This is a genomic window from Aquabacterium sp., from assembly GCF_036279675.1.
Lineage (GTDB): Bacteria > Pseudomonadota > Gammaproteobacteria > Burkholderiales > Burkholderiaceae_C > Aquabacterium.
Window position 1 is genome coordinate 11,914 of sequence record NZ_DASUIS010000045.1, and the last position, 19,120, is coordinate 31,033.

16 protein-coding genes are annotated in these 19,120 nt (G+C 62.9%); 8 read left to right on the forward strand and 8 right to left on the reverse strand.

The features are described 5' to 3' along the window. Positions 1-225 precede the first annotated feature (225 nt). Positions 226-1,812 (reverse strand): NAD(P)/FAD-dependent oxidoreductase, encoded by a 1,587-nt coding sequence (locus tag VFW93_RS04970; RefSeq protein WP_329692878.1) that lies wholly within the window; start codon positions 1,810-1,812, stop codon positions 226-228. Between the two features lie 198 nt (positions 1,813-2,010). Beyond that, a complete protein-coding gene (locus tag VFW93_RS04975; RefSeq protein WP_329692879.1) occupies positions 2,011-3,570 on the reverse strand; it encodes an NAD(P)/FAD-dependent oxidoreductase in 1,560 nt (519 codons plus the stop codon). 198 nt (positions 3,571-3,768) lie between these two features. Here VFW93_RS04975 and VFW93_RS04980 point away from each other — a divergent pair, with 198 nt between their 5' ends. The 6 genes from VFW93_RS04980 to VFW93_RS05005 all read left to right on the forward strand — a co-directional run bounded on the left by VFW93_RS04980 (position 3,769) and on the right by VFW93_RS05005 (position 10,336). After that, positions 3,769-4,770 carry an AraC family transcriptional regulator gene (locus VFW93_RS04980; protein ID WP_329692880.1) on the forward strand — a complete coding sequence of 334 codons (1,002 nt, stop codon included), beginning with the start codon at positions 3,769-3,771 and terminating at the stop codon, positions 4,768-4,770. Between the two features lie 146 nt (positions 4,771-4,916). Further along, positions 4,917-5,573: a PEP-CTERM sorting domain-containing protein gene (locus VFW93_RS04985; RefSeq protein ID WP_329692881.1), complete on the forward strand. Its 657-nt coding sequence runs from the start codon at positions 4,917-4,919 to the stop codon at positions 5,571-5,573. 26 nt (positions 5,574-5,599) lie between these two features. Continuing rightward, a complete protein-coding gene (locus VFW93_RS04990; RefSeq protein ID WP_329692882.1) occupies positions 5,600-6,274 on the forward strand; it encodes a PEP-CTERM sorting domain-containing protein in 675 nt (224 codons plus the stop codon). A 74-nt stretch (positions 6,275-6,348) separates the two neighbouring features. Then, entirely contained in the window at positions 6,349-7,023 is a 675-nt protein-coding gene (locus VFW93_RS04995; RefSeq protein WP_329692883.1) for a response regulator transcription factor, read from the forward strand. A gap of 44 nt (positions 7,024-7,067) precedes the next feature. Beyond that, the gene (locus tag VFW93_RS05000; protein ID WP_329692884.1) at positions 7,068-8,960 is read left to right on the forward strand and encodes a sensor histidine kinase; all 1,893 of its coding nucleotides are present in this window, start codon (positions 7,068-7,070) and stop codon (positions 8,958-8,960) included. Positions 8,961-8,992: 32 nt separating this feature from the next. Further along, on the forward strand, positions 8,993-10,336 hold the full coding sequence (locus VFW93_RS05005) for an Hsp70 family protein (protein WP_329692885.1): 1,344 nt from the start codon (positions 8,993-8,995) through the stop codon (positions 10,334-10,336). A gap of 9 nt (positions 10,337-10,345) precedes the next feature. On the opposite strand, the gene VFW93_RS05010 is transcribed toward VFW93_RS05005, so the two are convergent. Further along, positions 10,346-10,576 (reverse strand): 2TM domain-containing protein, encoded by a 231-nt coding sequence (locus tag VFW93_RS05010; protein ID WP_329692886.1) that lies wholly within the window; start codon positions 10,574-10,576, stop codon positions 10,346-10,348. A 336-nt stretch (positions 10,577-10,912) separates the two neighbouring features. On the opposite strand from VFW93_RS05010, the gene VFW93_RS05015 reads away from it, so the two are divergent. Continuing rightward, positions 10,913-12,532, forward strand: coding sequence for a hypothetical protein (locus VFW93_RS05015; protein ID WP_329692887.1), 1,620 nt, complete (start codon positions 10,913-10,915; stop codon positions 12,530-12,532). 54 nt (positions 12,533-12,586) lie between these two features. On the opposite strand, the gene VFW93_RS05020 is transcribed toward VFW93_RS05015, so the two are convergent. Together VFW93_RS05020 and VFW93_RS05025 are read right to left on the reverse strand one after the other, a co-directional pair. After that, complete coding sequence (locus VFW93_RS05020) at positions 12,587-13,648, reverse strand: putative solute-binding protein (protein ID WP_329692888.1); 1,062 nt, start codon at positions 13,646-13,648, stop codon at positions 12,587-12,589. 187 nt (positions 13,649-13,835) lie between these two features. Further along, positions 13,836-14,891 carry a putative solute-binding protein gene (locus tag VFW93_RS05025; protein WP_329692889.1) on the reverse strand — a complete coding sequence of 352 codons (1,056 nt, stop codon included), beginning with the start codon at positions 14,889-14,891 and terminating at the stop codon, positions 13,836-13,838. A gap of 268 nt (positions 14,892-15,159) precedes the next feature. Between VFW93_RS05025 and VFW93_RS05030 the strand changes: the two genes are divergently transcribed. After that, positions 15,160-15,831 (forward strand): glycosyltransferase, encoded by a 672-nt coding sequence (locus VFW93_RS05030; protein WP_329692890.1) that lies wholly within the window; start codon positions 15,160-15,162, stop codon positions 15,829-15,831. A gap of 12 nt (positions 15,832-15,843) precedes the next feature. On the opposite strand, the gene VFW93_RS05035 is transcribed toward VFW93_RS05030, so the two are convergent. The 3 genes from VFW93_RS05035 to rpe form a co-directional block, all read right to left on the reverse strand. Beyond that, on the reverse strand, positions 15,844-17,001 hold the full coding sequence (locus VFW93_RS05035) for a pyridoxal phosphate-dependent aminotransferase (RefSeq protein ID WP_329692891.1): 1,158 nt from the start codon (positions 16,999-17,001) through the stop codon (positions 15,844-15,846). 57 nt (positions 17,002-17,058) lie between these two features. Further along, positions 17,059-18,261, reverse strand: coding sequence for a PQQ-binding-like beta-propeller repeat protein (locus tag VFW93_RS05040; RefSeq protein ID WP_329692892.1), 1,203 nt, complete (start codon positions 18,259-18,261; stop codon positions 17,059-17,061). A gap of 174 nt (positions 18,262-18,435) precedes the next feature. Next, positions 18,436-19,119, reverse strand: coding sequence for a ribulose-phosphate 3-epimerase (gene rpe / locus VFW93_RS05045; RefSeq protein ID WP_329692893.1), 684 nt, complete (start codon positions 19,117-19,119; stop codon positions 18,436-18,438). Position 19,120 lies beyond the last annotated feature (1 nt).

The following is a 19,120-nucleotide window of genomic DNA, read 5'->3' on the forward strand; positions in this document are numbered from 1 at the left end:
TCCCCGTTGACGACAACGCATCACGAATCTGGAAAATTCGTTCCCTCCGCATATTCGACAACTTGAGCCAGGTCTTGCGTCATAAATCGCCCCCCGACTGATCAGCAATTCACGAAATATGCAAATCCTGCAAATTCGCGGAGAGGCCCAGGCACGGCCCAAGGCCTTTGACCGAGCGCAAAAAAACCCCGCCGCAGCGGGGTTTTCCGTGAAAAGCACACACGCTCAGCGCTGCGCCATCCGTGCCATGGCCTGGTCACCGGCCAGGCCGCCGATGCCGGAAGAGCCTGCACCACTGGTCTTGCCGGCGGGCTTGGCGCCACCGCACTTCACGAAGTTGTAGTCGCCTTCGTTGACAGTGCGGGTCTCCATCCAATAGCGCCAGGTCGACTTCGGCCAGATAGCGAAGTTGATGCCATCAGCGGTCTGGTACCAGCTCTTGCAGCCCGAGCTCCACACGGTGCCTTGCAGGGCCTGGGTCATCTCGCCCAGGAAGCGGGTCATGGCCTGGGGCTTGACGTCGATGTAGTCCACGCCCTTTTCCTTGACCTTCTTCATGCACTGGATGATGTACTCGGCCTGTGCTTCGATCATGAAGATGATGGAGTTGTGCCCCAGGCCGGTGTGCGGGCCGACCAACTGGTACATGTTCGGGTAGTTGGCCGTGGTGATGCCGTAGTAGCTGGTGGGGCTGACCTTCCAGTCTTCCTGCACGGTGTGACCGTTCAGGCCACGCATCTCGAAGCTCTTCATGTAGATGCGAGGGTCCACGATGAAGCCGGTGCCCAGGATGATGCAGTCCAGCGCACGCTCCTTGCCATCACGGGTGATGATGCCGTTGGGCGTGATTTCCTTGATGCCGTCGGTCACCAGTTCCACGTTCTGGCGGTTGAAGGTGGGGTACCACTTGTTGGAAATCAGGATGCGCTTGCAACCCAGGGTGTAGTCAGGCGTGAGCTTCTTGACCAGTGCAGGGTCCTTCACCTGGTAGGAGATGAACTTCTTGAGCAGGCCTTCACCGATGCGGGCCATCCAGGGGTTCAGGATGGGCCACAGGCGCGATTCGTTGGTCCAGTAGCAGCGCCAGCGGTGCAGCGTGCGGGTGAAGGGCAGCGCCTTGAAGGTCCACTTGCGGAAGGCCGAGTAGCTGCGCTCGTCACGCGGGATCACCCAGGCCGGTGTGCGCTGGAACACGTGCAGCTTGCCAACCTTCGGTGCGATCTCGGGCACATACTGGATGGCCGAGCCACCGGTGCCGATGGACGCGACCTTCTTGCCGGTCAGGTCATAGCTGTGGTCCCAATCGGCCGAGTGCATGACCTTGCCCTTGAAGTCCTTCAAGCCCTTGATGTCAGGGATGGCCGGCACGTGCAGCGGGCCGGAAGCCAGCACCCAGTGGCGCGCCATGATGGTTTCGCCACCCACGGTCTTGATGACCCACTTGCCCGTGCCTTCATTGAACACGGCGCTGACCACCTCCTGGTTGAAGTGGATGTGCGGGCGCAGGTTGTACTTCTTGACGGTGTCGAGGATGTACTGCTGGATTTCATTCCAGGGGGCGTAGCGCTTGGTCCAGTCCGCCTTGGTCTCGAACGAGTACGAGTACATGTGGGACTGCACGTCACAAGCGGCGCCGGGGTAGTGGTTGTCGCGCCAGGCGCCGCCCACTTCGCTCTTCTTTTCCAGGATCAGGAAATCGTTGATGCCGTTCTTTTGCAGCTGGATGGCCATGCAGATGCCACCGAAGCCGGCGCCGGCGATGGCGACCTCTACCTCGCGGACGGGAGAAGAAGAAACGTGTTGATCAGTCATGGCGGCACCTTTGGTGAATAGGTTTGTGGGTGCGTCGCCTCGGTCTCCCTGTTCGGATCCGAGACGACTTGTCTCCGAGCGCATGGCGATGTTGCGCCCGTGCCCCTCAAATCACCATGTTCGGTTGCGACGAGAAATTGATCGTTTCGGCCATTTGGCCGCTGGCGGCGCCCCACCAGCGGTCCTAATTGACAAATATCAAACTCGGCGCCCGGCCGGATTCAGGTCACCGGCCTCATCCGTAAAACCACGGCCTTGCCCGCTGGGTGAGGTTTTCGTGCTGCACTTCACGAACTCGTAATCGGACTGGCGCACGTGCAAGGTCTCCAGCCAGTACTTCCAGGTGGACTTGGGCCAGATCGCGAAGTTGATGCCATCAGCCGTCTGGTACCAGCTCTTGCAGCCCGAGGTCCACACCGTGCCCTTGAGCGCATCGGTCATCTCGCCCAGGAAGCGCTGCATGGCCTGCGGCTTCACGTCGATGTAATCGGCGCCCTTGGCCTTGACCAGCTTCATGCACTTGATGATGTAGTTCACCTGCGCCTCGATCATGAAGATGATGGAGTTGTGGCCCAGGCCGGTGTGCGGGCCCACCAGCTGAAAGAGGTTGGGGTAGTTGGCCGTGGTGATGCCGTAGTAGCTCGTCGGGCTGGTCTTCCAGTCTTCGGCCAGGGTGTGGCCGCCCCGGCCCTTGAGCTCGAAGTGCTTCATGTAGATGCGCGGGTCCACCACGAAGCCTGTGCCCAGGATGATGCAGTCTGCCTGGCGCTCCTGGCCGTCTTTCGTGACGATGCCGGTGGGCGTGATCTCCTTGATGGCGTCCGTCACCAGCTCCACATTGGGGCGGTTGAACATCGGATACCACTTGTTGGAAATCAGGATGCGCTTGCAACCCAGGCGGTAATCGGGCGTGAGCTTCTTCTGGATGGCCGGGTCTTTCACGGCACGGCCGATGAACTTCGTGGTCAGCAGGTGCTCGACGCGCGCGCCCAGCCGAGGCTGGAAGATGGGCCACACACGCATCTCGTTGGTCCAGTAGTGCTGCCAGCGGTGCAGGGTGCGCACAAAGGGCAGCAGCTTGAACACGGTCTTGTTGAAGTCCGTGTAGGTGCGCTCATCGCGCGGCACCACCCAGGCGGGCGAGCGCTGGAACACATGGAGCTGCTTGACCTGCCTGGCGATCTCCGGCGCATATTGGATCGCGCTGCCACCCGTGCCGATGGACACCACCGTCTTGCCCTTGAGGTCGTAGCTGTGGTCCCACTGGGCCGAGTGCATGACCTTGCCCTTGAAATCGGCCAAGCCCTTGATGTCAGGGATGGCGGGCACGTGCAGGGGGCCGGAGGCCAGCACCCAGTAGCGTGTGCGGTAGACCTCGCCCGACGCCGTCCTGACCGTCCAGCGCCCGGTTTGTTCGTCGAAGGCCGCACCCGCCACTTCCTGATTGCAGCGGATCTGCGGCGCCAGCTTGTACTTCGCGATCACGTCGAAGATGTACTGCTTGATCTCGTGCCAGGGCGCATAGCGTTGGGACCAGTCCGGCTTGGTGGCAAAGGAGTACGAGTACATGTGCGATTGCACATCGCAGGCGGCGCCAGGGTAATGGTTGTCGCGCCAGGCGCCACCGGGCTCGGCCGCCTTCTCCAGGATGAGCACATCCTTGATCCCGGCCTTCTGCAATTGAACGGCCATGCACAGGCCACCGAAGCCGGCCCCCGTGATGAGCACATCCACCTGACGAACGAACTGTTGTGACATGCAAACCTCTTTGTCTCGATGTGTTGTGACGTCTGGCACAACTGGGTGCAGACGGGCGCATCGAAAGCGCGCCGAGGCGGATGGTGGGCATGCAGGGCGGTTCGGGCCATGATAAATTCGGCTCCAAATTGATTTTTTCGGCCAAGCTCCCGCACACGGCGAGCTGCACGGACACCGCTTGACCCACATCAACACTGCATGACCACCCGCTCCATCCTGGGTTTGATCTACATGGTCCAGGGCCTCAAACAACTGGGCGAGGACCCGGAGCCCGTGCTGCAACGCCACGGCTTGTCATCCGACAAGCTGGACCCGACGACCCGCATCGAGCGCGCCCGTGAGCTGCGCATCTATGCCGAGTGGGCCGAAACCCTGCACGACCCGCTGATCGGCCTGAAGATGGGCAGCTTCTTCGGCCTGGCCGGCTACGGCCCGCTGGTCATGCTGCTGATGACCTGCGCCACCGCCTACGAAGCCCTGCAGACCGGCATCCGCTACCAGCGCCTGACCTATCTGTATGGCACCCTGCGGCTGGAGCCCGGCGAGCGCCTGAGCGCCCTCATCCTCGATCCGATGATGATGCCCACCAAGGCCTTCCGCTTTCGGGTGGATGGCGAGGCCTCGGGCACCTACAAGATGGTGCGCGACATGCAGGCCACCATGGGCCTGAACCTGCGCGCCGAGCGCCTGGACATGCCCTACCCCAAGCCGCCCGAGGCCGCCGCCTATGAGGAGCACTTTGGCTGCCCGGTGCGCTGGGGCGAGCACGAAGTGCGCTTCTGGCTGCGCAACGAGTACCTGCAGATCAAGCTGCCCACGGCCGACCCGAACGCGCACGCCATGTACCGCACCATGTGCGATCAGCAGCTCAAGGTGCAGGAAGCCACCACAGCCTCGCTGGCCGACCGGGTGCTCAATCACCTGGGCATGTTCAACGGGCACTTCCCGTCAGCCGAAGAGGTGGCCAAGTCGTTCGACATGTCCGAGCGCAGCCTGCGCCGCCAGCTCAGCGAAGACGGCCGCAGCTTCCGCGACCTGCTGGCCGACGCCCGCTACGCCAAGGCACGCTATCTGCTCAAGAACACCAGGCTGCCGATTGAAGACATCGCCGCCCAGATCGGCTATGCCGAATCCGCGGCCTTCATCCACGCCTTTCGGCGCTGGGCGGGGGCCACGCCGGGTGAATTCCGGGACCAGTGACCGGGCCGACCAACGCGACGAACACTGCATCCCGCCCGTCTGGTGTCACATGATCATGTGTCATCCCAGGTCGTCACAAGTTTCTATGATCGTTCCAACACAGGCCGGCACCGCCACTTTCAGCCGGCCTGACGTGGAGGATCAACATGCAAATTCGTTTTCTGGCCGGCGCGCTGCTGAGCTTGTCTCTGGCATCGGCGCAAGCCGTGGTGGTCGATTTCGACGGCATCGACATCCACAGCACGGTCGGCCTGGGGCCCAACGGCTACTCGATCAAGGTCAATGAACCCTATCTGGAGGACGGCTTCGTGCTGACCTCGAACTTTGGCTACAAAATCCCCGTCGGGCTTCAGGCCGTCACCGACCGCAGCCCCTGGTGGACGGGCTCACCGTCCTTGTTCAACGGCTGGGGCCCTTCGGCCGAGTACATCAACGCCACCTCATTGACCCGCGCCAATGGCGAGAGCTTTGACCTGCTGGCCATGGATGCCGCCGCCTTCGCCAACAACAACCGCTATTTCGTGGTGTATGGCATTGCGCAAGGTACCGGCGCGGTGGTGTCCAAACAATTCCTGCTGGACACGAGCTTCACCTCCATGGAAGCGCTGAGCTTTGGCAACGAGTTCAAAAATCTGAGCATGGCCAGCATCTACGCCTGGAATGCCCGCATCGACAACATCCAGCTGAGCTACCCCGGCGAGGGGAGCCCCACCACGCCGGTGCCTGAGCCCGCTTCGCTGGCGCTGGTGCTGGCTGGCCTGCTCACCGTCGCGGGTCTGCGTCAACGACGCGCATCCAACTGAACCCCATTCAAGCAATAGGCACTCACATGACATTCCCTCGTATTGCAGCAGGCGTACTCCTTGCCAGCGTTGTCGCCAGCGCCCAAGCCGTCGTGATCGACTTCAACGGCATCAACGTTGGCAACACGACCAACCCGACGGTCACCGTCCCCAAGCCCTATGTGGAAGACGGATTTGAGCTGACGACCTTCTCCGGCTCCCCCTACACCCACTATGCAGGCGGCACCATCTATGCGCTGACACCGGCCAACACCACGCATTGGTCGGGCTCACCCTCGGTGTATTCCGGCGTCATCACCAACTACGGCAGTGGTTTCTCGCTGAAACGCACCGACAACGGCGTTTTCGACCTGATCAGCATGGATGCCGCGCCCTTCAGCTCGGCCGGTGGCTACCGCAACTTCACGGTATTTGGCTACCCGGCCACGGGCGGCGGCTATGTGCGCCAGGACTTCGTGCTGGATGCCACCTGGGCCTCCCTCGAGACGCTCACGCTCGACAGCCGCTTCAAGAACCTCACCATGATCCAGTTCAGCTCGGTCTACGCCCAGGTTGACAACATCCAGCTGCATTTGCCTGGAGAAGGCGCGACCCTGCCGACCGGCCCCACCACGCCGGCGGTGCCGGAACCCGAATCCTGGGCCATGCTGGCCGCCGGCCTGCTGGTCACCCTCACGATCGGCCGACGCCGCAAGGCCTGACACCGGCTGGCAACCGCGCGCAGCCCTGCAGACGCGGGGATGCCGCCCCCGATGCAGCTGATTAGAGTGGCGGCATGAACCTGGATCGCATTCTGCTGGTCGAAGATGACGAGGCCACGCGCCAGTGGCTTTTGTCGCAACTCGCAAGGCAGCACGCTGACGTGCACGCCTGCGTGAATGTGTCGGAAGCGATAGCATGGCTGGACCAGCAAGCCGCCGGCATCGTCCTGACAGACCTTGGCTTGCCCGACGGATCGGGCATCGACGTGATCCGCCACGCCCTGCGGCGGCACCCTCGCTGCGAAGTGCTGGTGATCAGCATCTTTGGCGATGAGGGCCATGTGGTGTCGGCCATCGAGGCTGGTGCCAGTGGCTACCTGCTCAAGGATCTGAGCACGGACAGCCTGGGCGAGCAACTGCAGCATCTGAAGGAAGGCGGCTCGCCACTGAGCCCGCAGATCGCACGAACCCTGGTGAAACGGCAGCGCCAGATGGCCCCAGCCCCAGAGGCCGGCCACATCGCGTACACCGACGGCATGGCGCTCACCAGCCGCGAGCAGGAGTTGCTGGCGCTGATCGCCAAGGGCTTCAGCTACCAGGAGTCGGCGGATCTGTTGTCGGTATCGGCCAACACGGTGCGCACCTATATCAAGCGCATCTACCAGAAGCTGTCTGTCAACTCGCGCGCCGAGGCGGTCTACGAATTCAACCAACGACAAGTCCAGCTCGGGCTGTCGCCCCTGCGGTGACGTGCCGCAGCCTCGCCTCGTGGGCATGGGGGACCCTTCTGGTCTTGAGCCTGCTGACCGGCTGCAGCCTGCCTCCCCCCTCGGGCGATCAGATCCAGGCACTCAGCCAGGGTGAGGTGCTGACACTGCCCAGCAAGCACCAGGGCGCCCTCACACTCGCCGACATCCCCCCGCCCCCAGCGCCAGGAGATCCTCGCTGGCAAGCCGTCAGCCTGCCTGACGCCTGGGACACCCGGCACCCCGACTTGCAAGGCTACGCCTGGTACCGTCTGCGCTGGGCACCCGCCATGGCGCCGGCTGCCGGCCAGCCGCTGTCGATCTACCTGCCCTATGCCAGCATGAATGCCCAGCTCTGGGTCAACGGCCAGTTGCTGGGCCAGCACGGTCGGATGCACGAGCCCGTCACGCGGCATTTCTATACGCCGCTGCTGTTCGACCTGCCCCACGGCGTCCTGCGGCCAGACGGTCAAGCCAACGAGGTACTGGTGCTGCTCATGGGCTACCGCGCCTACCGCAGCGGCCTCGATGCCGTGTACGTCGGTGAGGCCGATGCCTTGCAAGCCGCCTGGCGCCATCGGCATTTCTGGCAGAACACCGGCACCCTGATCACCTCCATCATCGTGCTGACCGTGGCCGTGTATGGCGCGGCCCTGTGGTGGCGGCTGGGTCGCGAACCCATGTTCGGCTGGTTCACCGTAGCCGCCACCGTGTGGGGCGTGCGCAACCTCAACTTCGTGGCCACGGAGCTGCCCTTCGGCCTGCACTGGGACAACATCGCCTGGAGCCGCCTGTCCGTCAGCGGCGCCACCGTATTCATTGGCCTGCTGGCCCTGTTCACACTGAGCTACAGCCGGTGGGTGCTGAGCAAGGCACGCCTGCCGCGCTGGCAGCAGGCCATCCCGCTGGCTTATGTGGCGTTCAGCGTGATCGCCTTCGGCGTGCAGGACGACACCGGCGGCATGCGCGTGTGGTTCAAACCTCTGGGCGCGGGGGGGCTGCTGCTGACCCTGTGGAGCCAATGGCACCTCCTGTTCACGGCCTGGCGAGTACGGGCCAAACAGGTCTGGGCGGTCGCCATCTCGGGGCTGGCCTATCTCGCCTTGATCTGCAATGACCTGCTGGTCGCCAACGATCTGGAAGGCCTGGGCCGGCTCTTCCTGCGCCAATACGCCGCCGTACCGCTGTTCCTGTCCATCACCCTGGTCTGGACCCATCGCTACTGGCAGGCTCTGCAGCAGGCCGAAACCCTGTCTGGCCAGCTACAGCGTGAAGTGGACGCCCAGCGTGCCGAACTGGAGGCCAGCTTTCAAAAGCTCGTCAAGGCAGAACGAGAACAAGCGCTGGCGCAGGAACGTGAACGCCTGGTCAGTGACCTGCACGACGGCCTGGGCCTGCATCTGCTCACCGCCATGAACATGGCCAGACGCGAAGGGCCGGACAAGCAGCCACTGGCCGACACGCTCCAGGATTGCCTGGACGACCTGCGCGTGGCCATTGATTCGCTGAGCAATCTGGAAGACCGTGATCCCGTCCTGCTGCTGGGCAGCCTGCGCTTTCGGCTCCAGCCTCGACTGGCGGCTGCGGGCGTGCAGCTCGACTGGCAGGTCGGCGGCGAGATCCCGCCTCAGCCCTGGCTGGACGCTCCGCGCGCCCTGCACCTGCTGCGCCTGATCCAGGAAGCCTTGACCAACGCCGTGCGACACGGCCAGGCCAGCCGCATCCTGCTGCGCATCGAGTCCACGCCCGAACAGACGGTGCGCATCAGCGTCGTCGACAACGGTGTCGGCTTGCCCTTGTCGCGCACCGAACAACCCGGGCATGGGCTCAGCAACATGCGCAAACGTGCCCAGGCCCTGGGTGCCCGACTGGAGATCCTGAACGAAGCACAGGGTGGCACACACGTGCGCCTGACACTGGACGCGCCGCAGAGGGTATAAACACACCCTTTTGCAGTCTGTCCGGATCCCTCATGAGTTATTGCGCCATCGACTTCGGCACTTCCAACTCGGCCATCGCCATCGCACGCCCCGCTACTGACGGCCTGGGCGCTGGCATGCGCCTGGTGCCTCTGGAGGGCGAGCACCTGACCATGCCCACGGCGGTCTTCTACTGCACGGACGCCGATGACCTGCCCGCCAACACCTGGCGTGGCAGCACCTTCGACGACAACCTGCCGCGCACCTTCGGGCGCGCCGCCGTGCAGGCCTACATCGACGGCTACGAAGGCCGCCTGATGCGCTCCATGAAGAGCATCCTGGGCACCGCCCTGGTGGACCAGACCACCGAGGTGGGCCATGGCTTTGGCGTGAAGTACCTCGACGTCATCACCGGCTACCTGCGCCACCTGCGCAGCCTCGCCGAAAAGGCCGGCAACCAGGCACTGGACGATGTGGTGATGGGTCGCCCCGTTTTCTTCGTGGATGACGATGCCGAGCGCGATGCCGCGGCGCAAGCCTCGCTGGAGGCCGCAGCTAGGGCGGTCGGCTTCAAGAACGTGTCCTTCCAGTTCGAACCGATTGCCGCGGCCTTCGACTACGAACAGCAGGCCACCAAGGAAGAACTGGTCCTGGTGGCCGACATCGGCGGCGGCACCTCCGACTTCTCCGTGGTGCGCGTGGGCCCGCAACGCGCCCAGCACCTGGACCGCCGCGCAGACATCCTGGCCAGCCACGGCGTGCACATCGCCGGCACCGACTTCGACCGCCACATCTCGCTGGCCAGCGTCATGCCGCCCATGGGCTATGGTGGCTTCGGCCCCAGCATCAAAGGCGCCGACCCGCGCCCCGTGCCCAGCCGCGTCTACTTCGACCTGACCACCTGGCACCTGATCAACACGGTCTACCAGCCACAGCGCACGGCCGAGCTGCGTGCCATGGCGGATTTCTACGGCGACCCGGTCCAGCACCAGCGCCTGATGAAAGTCGTGCTGGAGCGACTGGGCCATGCCCTGGTGGGCCGCGCCGAAGCCGCCAAGATCGCCGTTTCACAAGGTGGTGACACCGACATCGATCTGCAACTGATCGAAAAGGGCTTGCACAGCCCCTTGAGCGCGGCGCAGGTGGACAAGGCACTGGGCGCCGACCTGGGCCGCATCGTGGCTTGCGCGCAAGACACCGTGAAGCTGGCCGGCGTGGCCATGAGCGACATCAACGCCTTGTACTTCACCGGCGGCTCCACCGGCCTGAAGCTGCTGACGGACCAGCTGGAAGCCGCCTTCCCTCAGGCCAAGGCCGTGCGCGGTGACCGACTGGCCTCGGTGGCCACCGGTCTGGGCCTGCACGCTGCCAGGTTGTACGGGCAGCCTCGGGCCTGAGACGGGCACTCAGGCTGCGCGACTGCGCCCTGAGCCCCCCCTGCCGAACATCAGCCACACCAGGCCGTGCGCGGCCAGGCCCATGCCCCAGCCCCATGCCACGATCCCGGCCCAGTCATACTGGCTGCTGGTCGTGGCATTGATGCGCCACAAGCCCAGCATCACCATGACATACACCATGGCGTGAATGGCAAAACTCAACTGCAGCCCCTTGCTGCCCCCTTTGCGACCTGAGGCCATGGCCTTACTCCAGAAGTCAATGAACAATGGGCGCCATGTTGAACGATCACCATTCAAAAGACTTGCCCGCAGACGCCAGCGACTTGACCCGACACTCCTTGCGCGTCATGCAAACCATCATGCAACTGGTTACAGCCTCGCACACCAACTAGGTGCAAGCCCGAAGAGCAGATTCGGACATCGCTGGTCAGAATGGCCCAGGCCATATTTGTGACTTCCATCACAGTTTTCTCGGTTCGCCCCATCACCCACTGATTCAGGCGCGCCAGGCAATGGCACGCATCACCGGCGTCACGGTGACCTGAACAGTTCCAAAGCGTACCGAGGAGACAAACCATGGCCCTGAGCCGCCTTTCATCCAGTTTGCTGATCTTGCTGACCACCAGCACCCTGCTGACCGCGTGTGACCTCAACAACGATGACAGCGACCCGGCAGCCAGTGCAGCCCCCAGCAGCGACACCCCGGCAGCCACCACGAGCAGCTACCTGACAGGGGTGCGCAATGCTCTGGCTGGTGAAACCGTCACGGCGGAGCTCGCCCTGGTGGACGACGTCACCGGCACCGAAGTCAAGGCCACCCCGATCGATCCCTACACGAGCCCCAAGCTGGCGCAGGCCTTCACCGTCTCGGCCGATGGCAAGAGTTACGTGGCCGGGCGGCAAACCGCGGCCTACTACATCTACCAGCACAAGCTCTATGAGATCTCGCTGGAACACGTCAGCAACGAACTGAGCCAGCCCACGGCCCGCCAGGTGTCTTCCGAAACACAGGCCTGCGAACTGCGTGAAGTCGTCGAGACCGATGCCACCGGCCGCACCAGCCTGCTGAGCTACACCAACGCCGGCGCCGATGGCGATTGCAGCACGCTGGCCGACAATCAAACCAGAACCGCACTCTCGTCGAGTACCGAGACCACGGCGTCCGCGCAAGCCTTCATCGATGTCCAGCGCGACAGCACCGGCGCCATCGCCCGCGTGCTCAGCCTGGATGCCGACAACAAGCTGACCATCACCGCCCGCAGCACCGGGGACGGCACTGCCGTGATCAATGGTGCCGTAGATCCAGGCACCTCCGTCACCGTCTTCGGCAAGGTGGCCGGCAGCACGGACAAGGTGTACCTGCGCATCGGCAACGATGTCCGCAGCCTGAACTGGGCAACCGCCTCGCTGGACACCAGCAAGCTGGCCACACTCAACCTGGTTCAACCACCTTTCGTGCACACGGATGACGAGGCCACGTACTTCGCAGACGTCCGGCTCGCCAGCGCTGCGGCCGTGGCGGCAGCGGTGCCCAGCGTCACGCCGGAGGCATCGGTCGAGCTGATGCTGTGGCGCCTGAAACCCGGCCAGACGGCCGCGGAAGAGGTCACCCGACTGGCCATCGGCACACCAGAGCAGATGCCCGAGATCGCCGGCCACGCCATGACGCCCAGCTCCCTGGCCGTGGTGATTCGCCAGGATGGCAGCGACACCCTGGCCATCGTCAAGAAGGCCAACAGCAGCAAGCGCCAGATCGCGTTGAGCGGCCCGACCCTGCATGTCGACACCCTGGCTCACGCGGGCGACATCCTCCTGGTCAGCCAGCAACTGGTCACGGGTGCGGACGCCGTGTCCCTGTCTCGCATCGATCTGCTCAACAACGACGCCATCACGCTGCTGAGTTCAGACGCCAGCCTGGTGACGGTCATCAACAACCCCAGCCGCACACTCGCTGGCGAAGCGGACCACAGCCATCTGGTCTGGAAGGAAGGCGGCAATGTGTTGAGCCACGTCCTGAGCAGCAACAACACCCTGACCATCGCCGACAACAGCACCTTGAACGGCTGGGACGGCGGCACCTTGACGGCCAGCGTCTCCAACCTGACGCAAGGCCTGCTGCGTGGCATCAGCACGGCCAACGCCAATGCGGAAACACTGTGGCTGTTCAACGCCAACAAGGCGGTGCCAGCCAAGTGACTGCGGCCCGATCAGGCGCAGCAAAAGGGCCGGTTGAACCGGCCCTTTTTCATGTCACTTCCATTCCTCTTCGGACTTGGTCGTGCACTCCGGGTCACTGGGGTTCACATGGCAGCGAATGCGCTTGATGACCTTGAGACCGCGCTTGTCATAGAAGCCCTGCTGCGCCAGCGAGATGCGCGCCTCACGCAGCATGAGGGTGTACTTGTAGGCATCCTCCGGGCTGATTTCCACCCACTGAGCAGGCGGGATGGAGGCATCGCCCGTGCGGATCAGCTGCAGCACGCGGTCGAACTGGCTGAGCCAATAGGCGCGAGACCATTCACCAAATCCTTCCGGGAAACGCCCGCGCTTGAAGACCATCTGGTAGGACGCGATCATGATGGGGAAGCGCCCCACACCGCCTTTGGTACCCAGGCCCTTGTACAACTCCAGCGGCTTGTAAGCCAGGGTGGGCAAGGCGATCATGTCCACCAGGCCATTGTTGAACTTGGTGTGCACATTGCTCACGTCAGCCGACACGGGCTGTGCGCCAATGCGCTGGATCATCACTGCCTGCGCCTTGTCGTAATCGAAAGCCGCGATGCGCTTGCCGGCCAGCGCCTCCACCGAATTGATGCGCCGGTCATTCACGAAGGGATAGGCCGGACCGATGGGCAGGATGCCGCCCACCTCGTAGTCGCCCTGCACCATGAGCTTGGACACCAATGGCGACGGCGTCGAGTAAGTCTGAATCAGCTTGCGCAGCACCTCGTAGGAGGCGGCCATGTCGATCGCGCCATGGCGCACGATGGTGGTCGCACCAAACGAATCGATCGAGGCCGCCACCGCATTGAACTGCCGGGTGCGAAACGCCGTGGCGATGAAGGCGTCGCAATTACCTGTGCGGAAGTCTTCCGTGGCCACGGCCTCGCTGGTGTAGGCCTTGAGCTCCACGTCCACGCCGTAGCGCTGCATGGCGAGCGCATAGTCCTTGGACATGCCATAGGCATCGCCCGAGGTCCCCAGAAAATCAAACACGCAGAACTTCTGCCCTGCATGCGCCGCGCTGCCGCACACGAGCAGTGCCGACGCAACCGCCGCGACTTTCAGCACACCTTGGATACTGCCTTGCATTCCCGACTCCCTCATTGGTTCACACGCCCGATGCCGCGAAAAAGGAAGCCCGGATTATCGACACTCGTTAAATTTCATCCAAGCTGATTCACCCCTCTCATTCGAGGGTCTGCGCCACATTCTGCGCATGGTTCAAGGGAACTTCAGGACACAAAAGGCGACCACTTTGGCCATCGCCTGTCGGGCCTTATTTCCAGTCCTCCTCGGACTTGGTCTGGCATTCAGGATCACCCGGGTTCACGTGACAACGGATGCGCTTGATGACCTTGAGCCCACGCTTGTCATACAGACCTTGCTGCGCCAGCTGCACACGCGATTCGCGCAACATCAAGGTGTACTTGACGGCATCTTCGGGCTCGATGTCGATCCAGGCCATGGGCGGGATGGTCGAGTCTGCGGTGCGGATGATCTGCAGCACGCGATCAAACTGGCTCATCCAGAACTCGCGCGACTTCTCGCCGAAACCTTCAGGGAAGCGATCGCGCTTGAAGATCATCTGGTAGGACACGATCAACAGCGGAAAGCGCGTGACCCCGCCCTTGCTGCCCATGCCTTTTTGCAGCTCCAGCGGCTTGTAGGCCATGGTGGGCGCGGCCATCATGTCGAGCTGGCCGTTGTTGAACTTGGTGTGAAAGTTCGAGATGTCGGTGGACACCGGCACGGCGTTGATGCGCTGGATCATCGCGGCCTGGGCCTTGTCATAGTCGAAGGCCGAGATGCGTTTGCCCGCCAGCGCCTCAACGGAGCTGAGCTTGCGGTTGTTCACGAAGGGGTAGGCCGCACCGGCCGGCGCAATGCCACCCACCTCATAGTTGCCGTTGGTCATCAGCTTGGTGACCTGAGGCGAGGGTGCAGCGTAGGTCTGGATCAGCTTGCGCAGCACCTCGTATGTGCCCTGCATGTCCACCTTGCCATTGCGCAAGATGGTGGTGGAGCCCAGCGAGTCGATCGACGCCGCCACCGAGTTGAACTGGCGTGTGCGGAAAGCCGTGGCCACCATGGCATCGCAATTGCCGTTCTTGAACTCCTCCGTGGCCAGGGCCTCATTGTTGAAGCCCTTGAGTTCCAGGTCCACACCATGGCGTTGCATGGCCACGGCGTAGTCCTTGGTGAGGTTGTACAGGTCACCTGCCGCGCCCAGGAAATCGAACACGCAGAACTTCTGCCCGGCATGAGCCTGGCTGGTAACGGATGCCAGCACGCAAGTTGCGGCGGCCAGAGCGAGTTGACGTACCTGTTTCATGGTCCTGTCGGGCTTCCCTGAGTCTGAATGGGGCGCACCGGCGATTGTCAGTGCACACCTGTATCGTCCACCCGGACACGCCACCAACGATGTAAGGGAATGCATCAATAGGCGACATTCCTGCCGTTGATCAACAAGTACGTGGCCCAGAGGCTACAAGGCAGCTCGTAGTTTGATCCATCACGCCAAACGCATGCGCCCCGGCATGCCCGAACCGCCTGCTTACACTACAGCCACGGCCAACCCAAGCACCCACCACAGCCCGCACATGATCGACATCGTCAGCGCCACACGCCTGTCTCCGCGTGATTTCTGGGCCAAGTCCGCCCTGGGCAAATCGCTCACGCGCCTGACCCAGGACAAGCGCGTCCGGGCCCGCATTGCCTTCAGCAACCGCAAAGGCCTCCCCGAGATCTACAACAGTCGCATCAACGCCCCTGATGCACAAGACGTCCTGCTGTTCGTGCACGACGATGTCTGGCTCGACGATGCACAACTCGTCGACCGGCTGCTGGAAGGCCTGGAACGCTATGACGTGATCGGCGTGGCGGGCAACCGTCGTCGCGTGCCCTTCCAGCCCGCATGGCTGTTCCTGGACATGCAATTCACCTGGGACACGGCCAACCTCAGTGGCGCGGTCGGCCACGGTCAGCAGGCACATGGCCAGATCTCGGCCTTCGGCGACACACCCGCAGATTGCGAGCTGCTGGATGGCGTGTTCCTGGCTGCACGCACGCACACGCTGCGAAGCCGCTCCGTGGCGTTCGATCAACGGTTCAAGTTCCACATGTACGACATGGACTTCTGCCGCACCGCCCGCCAGCAGGGCCTGCGCCTGGGCACGTGGCCGATCGCCATCACGCACCAGAGCGAGGGCGCGTTCGCCACACCCAGCTGGAGCGAGCAGTTGCGCGCCTATCTGGAAAAATGGGAAAGCTGATCTCGGCAGCGTTCAGAGCTTGATCAGGCGTGCCAGCGCGCTTTCCAGCGTGGCCGCCGACTTGGCAAAGCAGAAGCGGATCACCCCGTGGTCATCGCCATTCGGGTAGAAGGCCGACACGGGGATGGCCGCCACACCATGCTCGCGCGTGAGGCGCTCCACAAAGGCACGATCACCCTCTTCGCTGATGGCACCGTACTTCACGCACTGGAAGTAGGTGCCCTGACACGGCAGCAACTCGAAGCGTGAACCTGCCAGGGCCTGGCGGAAGATGTCGCGCTTGCCCTGGTACAGCGCCTTGAGCTGCTCGTACCAGCCCGGGCGCTTCATGAACTCGGCCAATGCGTATTGCGACGGCGCATGCACCGTGAACACGATGAACTGGTGCGCCTTGCGGAACTCGGCCATGAGCTCGCGTGGCGCCAGGCAGTAGGCGATCTTCCAGCCGGTGATGTGATAGGTCTTGCCAAAGCTGGAGACCACGAAGCTGCGCTCGGCCAGGCCCGGATAGCGCAACACGCTTTCATGGCGTGCCTGATCGAACACCATGTGCTCGTAGACCTCGTCACTGACGATCACGATGTCGGTATCCCTGACCAGCGCTTCGAGTGCGGCCATGTCGTCGGCCGTCCAGACCGTGCCCGTCGGGTTGTGTGGCGAGTTGATGATGATCATGCGCGTGCGCGCCGTGATCAGCGCCTTGACCTTGGCCCAGTCGGGGCGGTAGTCAGGCAGTGTCAGGTCGGCATGGACAACCTGGCCGCCTTGCAACTCGATGGACGGGCCGTAGCTGTCATACACCGGCGTGAACACGATGACCTCGTCACCCGGATGCACCATGGCCGCCACGGCCGTGAAGATGGCCTGCGTGGCGCCCGCTGTCACCGTGATCTCTTGGGCCACATCGTAGGTGGCACCATACAGGGCCTGCACTTTGGCGGCAATGGCCTCGCGCAGCACGGGCGCGCCGGTCATGGGCGCGTACTGGTTGTGCCCGGCCTGGGTGGCCTCGTTCAAGAGCGCGAGCAGGTCGGCCGGCGCATCAAAGTCAGGAAAGCCCTGCGACAGGTTGATCGCACCGTGCTGCTGCGCCAGCGCGGACATCACGGTGAAGATCGTGGTGCCCACGTGGGGCAGGCGGGAGGAAATGGGGCGATTGAAGCTGGGCATGGCAGCAGCATAGCGCGGCCCGCTCTTGGCGGGCCTCTACGGCTGCCCGACAAGGCATCAAGCCGTTTTTTTGCGACGAGCCAGTGCCAGACCACCCAGGCCCAGTGCCATCAGCATCAGCGACGCTGGTTCAGGCACGGTGGTGACGTTGTATGCCACGAGACCACTTGCTGTCGCGATGTACATCATGTCGTTACCAAGCGCAATACGACCAGTGTCACCAAAGGTTTTGACGACCTTGTGCGTCACACGATCGATCACGTAACTCTGGGATGAACCACTCACGAACACGTAGTTCTGGGTGGCCAGAACTTCGCCAGAAAAGCTGGAGTTGCCTGGGTCTTCCCACATCCAGTTGGTCGCCCCAGTCAGCAGATCCAGCGACGACAAGGTACCGTTGCGAATGGCGAAGATCTCGTGGCCATCCGTTGCAATCTGCCCGGTCACCCCCGATACCGACCAATCAATGCCGCCCGTCAGGAGATTGAAGCTGCTCAGGTGGCCTGCTGCCGTCTCGAAAGCGTGGTCCCCCACCAGGACTGGCGCGGGCCCTGCTGTCCAGCCAGACCATGAGAAATTGGGATCAGAAATGGTCTGGGTAACTGCGCCGGTGTTCGGGTCGAGCACGCGCAGATTACCCCCGGTGTAGGTCACAACATATTTGTCGCTGACGGCAGGGGTCCATCCGTCATATTGCTCCAGCCCGGTAAACCAGCGCTGGTTGCCGCTGGCCAGGTTGAACGAGTAAGCACCACCGTAGTAGCCGCCATTCACATAGGCATTGCCATTGAGCAGGGTTGGCGCCTGGTACCGCTCCCATTGGGCGCTGAACGGTGTCTTGACCACCAGATCGCCACTGGCACTGTTGTAGCCACGGAAGTAGGAATCGCCACCGTGGTTCCCCGTCTGCAAATAAACGGTTCCATTGGCGTAGCTGGGAGGGTTCACGGAATAAATCGACCCGAAGTTCTTGCTCCAGCGTTCTTGCCCCGTTGCGGCATCCAGCGCGTATAGGTATTGCCCCGCGAAATACCCCGTGGTGGTCACAAAAACGCTGCCGTCTGCAGCCGCGACCGGGTTGATGCCCCCACTGAAATTTTTCGCCCAGGCCAACGAAAAATCATTGGACAGGGTAACGTTGGCGTAGCCCGTGTGCTGCGCATTCCCTTGATACTGGGCCCACTCTGTGGCGGCATAGGCCGTTTGGGCCATGGCTGCGCAGGCGGCCATGGCCGCCCAATAAACCGCGTGTTTGAACATCTTTCTTGCGCTCCCTGGGTGCTTGATTGTCAAAGACTGGATGAGTCCAGAAAATCAAGCGGACACGCCTGACGATGCTTCCCTTTTTGATGATTTTCTGGTCGGGCCTAAGTGTAAACACGGAGGTCCGACACGCAAGCCCCTCATTCACGTGCCCATCAAAAACGGTCCTGATCAGCGCGCCAGCTCCTCGCGCATCGCGTCGATCACGACCTTGTAGCTGGGCTGACCGAAGATGGCGCTGCCGGCCACGAAGGTGTCCACACCGGCGTCGGCCACGCGGCGGATGTTGTCCACCTTGATGCCGCCATCGATTTCCAGGCGGATATCGCGGCCGGAGGCATCAATGATCTTGCGCACCTTCTCGGCCTTGCGCAGCGCGCTGTCGATGAAGCTCTGGCCGCCAAAGCCGGGGTTCACGCTCATCAGCAGCACCACATCGACCTTGTCGATCACCCACTCCAGCACATCGATGGGCATGGCTGGGTTGAACACCAGGCCGGCCTGACAGCCCTCGGCCTTGATCAGCTGCAGGGTACGGTCCACGTGGGCGCTGGCATCCGGGTGGAAGGTGATGATGTCGGCACCGGACTTGGCGAAAGCCTGGGCCAGGGCGTCCACCGGCTGCACCATCAGGTGAACGTCGATGGGCACCTTGGTGCCGTCAGCCTTGACAGAGTGCTTGCGCAGCGCCTGGCACACCATCGGCCCGAACGTCAGGTTGGGCACATAGTGGTTGTCCATCACGTCGAAGTGGATCCAGTCCGCGCCAGCGTCGATCACGTTGCGAACCTCTTCGCCCAGGCGGGCGAAATCGGCGGACAGGATGCTGGGGGCGATGCGGAAGGTGCGCGACATG

Bases quoted from the DNA above. Each gene is read 5' to 3' on its own strand.
- VFW93_RS05015 (WP_329692887.1), top strand. From the start codon at position 10,913: ATGGCCCTGAGCCGCCTTTCATCCAGTTTGCTGATCTTGCTGACCACC.
- rpe (WP_329692893.1), bottom strand. From the start codon at position 19,119: ATGTCGCGCACCTTCCGCATCGCCCCCAGCATCCTGTCCGCCGATTTC.
- VFW93_RS04995 (WP_329692883.1), top strand. From the start codon at position 6,349: ATGAACCTGGATCGCATTCTGCTGGTCGAAGATGACGAGGCCACGCGC.
- VFW93_RS05005 (WP_329692885.1), top strand. From the start codon at position 8,993: ATGAGTTATTGCGCCATCGACTTCGGCACTTCCAACTCGGCCATCGCC.
- VFW93_RS04985 (WP_329692881.1), top strand. From the start codon at position 4,917: ATGCAAATTCGTTTTCTGGCCGGCGCGCTGCTGAGCTTGTCTCTGGCA.
- VFW93_RS05010 (WP_329692886.1), bottom strand. From the start codon at position 10,576: ATGGCCTCAGGTCGCAAAGGGGGCAGCAAGGGGCTGCAGTTGAGTTTT.
- VFW93_RS04990 (WP_329692882.1), top strand. From the start codon at position 5,600: ATGACATTCCCTCGTATTGCAGCAGGCGTACTCCTTGCCAGCGTTGTC.
- VFW93_RS04970 (WP_329692878.1), bottom strand. From the start codon at position 1,812: ATGACTGATCAACACGTTTCTTCTTCTCCCGTCCGCGAGGTAGAGGTC.
- VFW93_RS05040 (WP_329692892.1), bottom strand. From the start codon at position 18,261: ATGTTCAAACACGCGGTTTATTGGGCGGCCATGGCCGCCTGCGCAGCC.
- VFW93_RS05035 (WP_329692891.1), bottom strand. From the start codon at position 17,001: ATGCCCAGCTTCAATCGCCCCATTTCCTCCCGCCTGCCCCACGTGGGC.
- VFW93_RS04980 (WP_329692880.1), top strand. From the start codon at position 3,769: ATGACCACCCGCTCCATCCTGGGTTTGATCTACATGGTCCAGGGCCTC.
- VFW93_RS05030 (WP_329692890.1), top strand. From the start codon at position 15,160: ATGATCGACATCGTCAGCGCCACACGCCTGTCTCCGCGTGATTTCTGG.
- VFW93_RS05020 (WP_329692888.1), bottom strand. From the start codon at position 13,648: ATGCAAGGCAGTATCCAAGGTGTGCTGAAAGTCGCGGCGGTTGCGTCG.
- VFW93_RS05025 (WP_329692889.1), bottom strand. From the start codon at position 14,891: ATGAAACAGGTACGTCAACTCGCTCTGGCCGCCGCAACTTGCGTGCTG.
- VFW93_RS04975 (WP_329692879.1), bottom strand. From the start codon at position 3,570: ATGTCACAACAGTTCGTTCGTCAGGTGGATGTGCTCATCACGGGGGCC.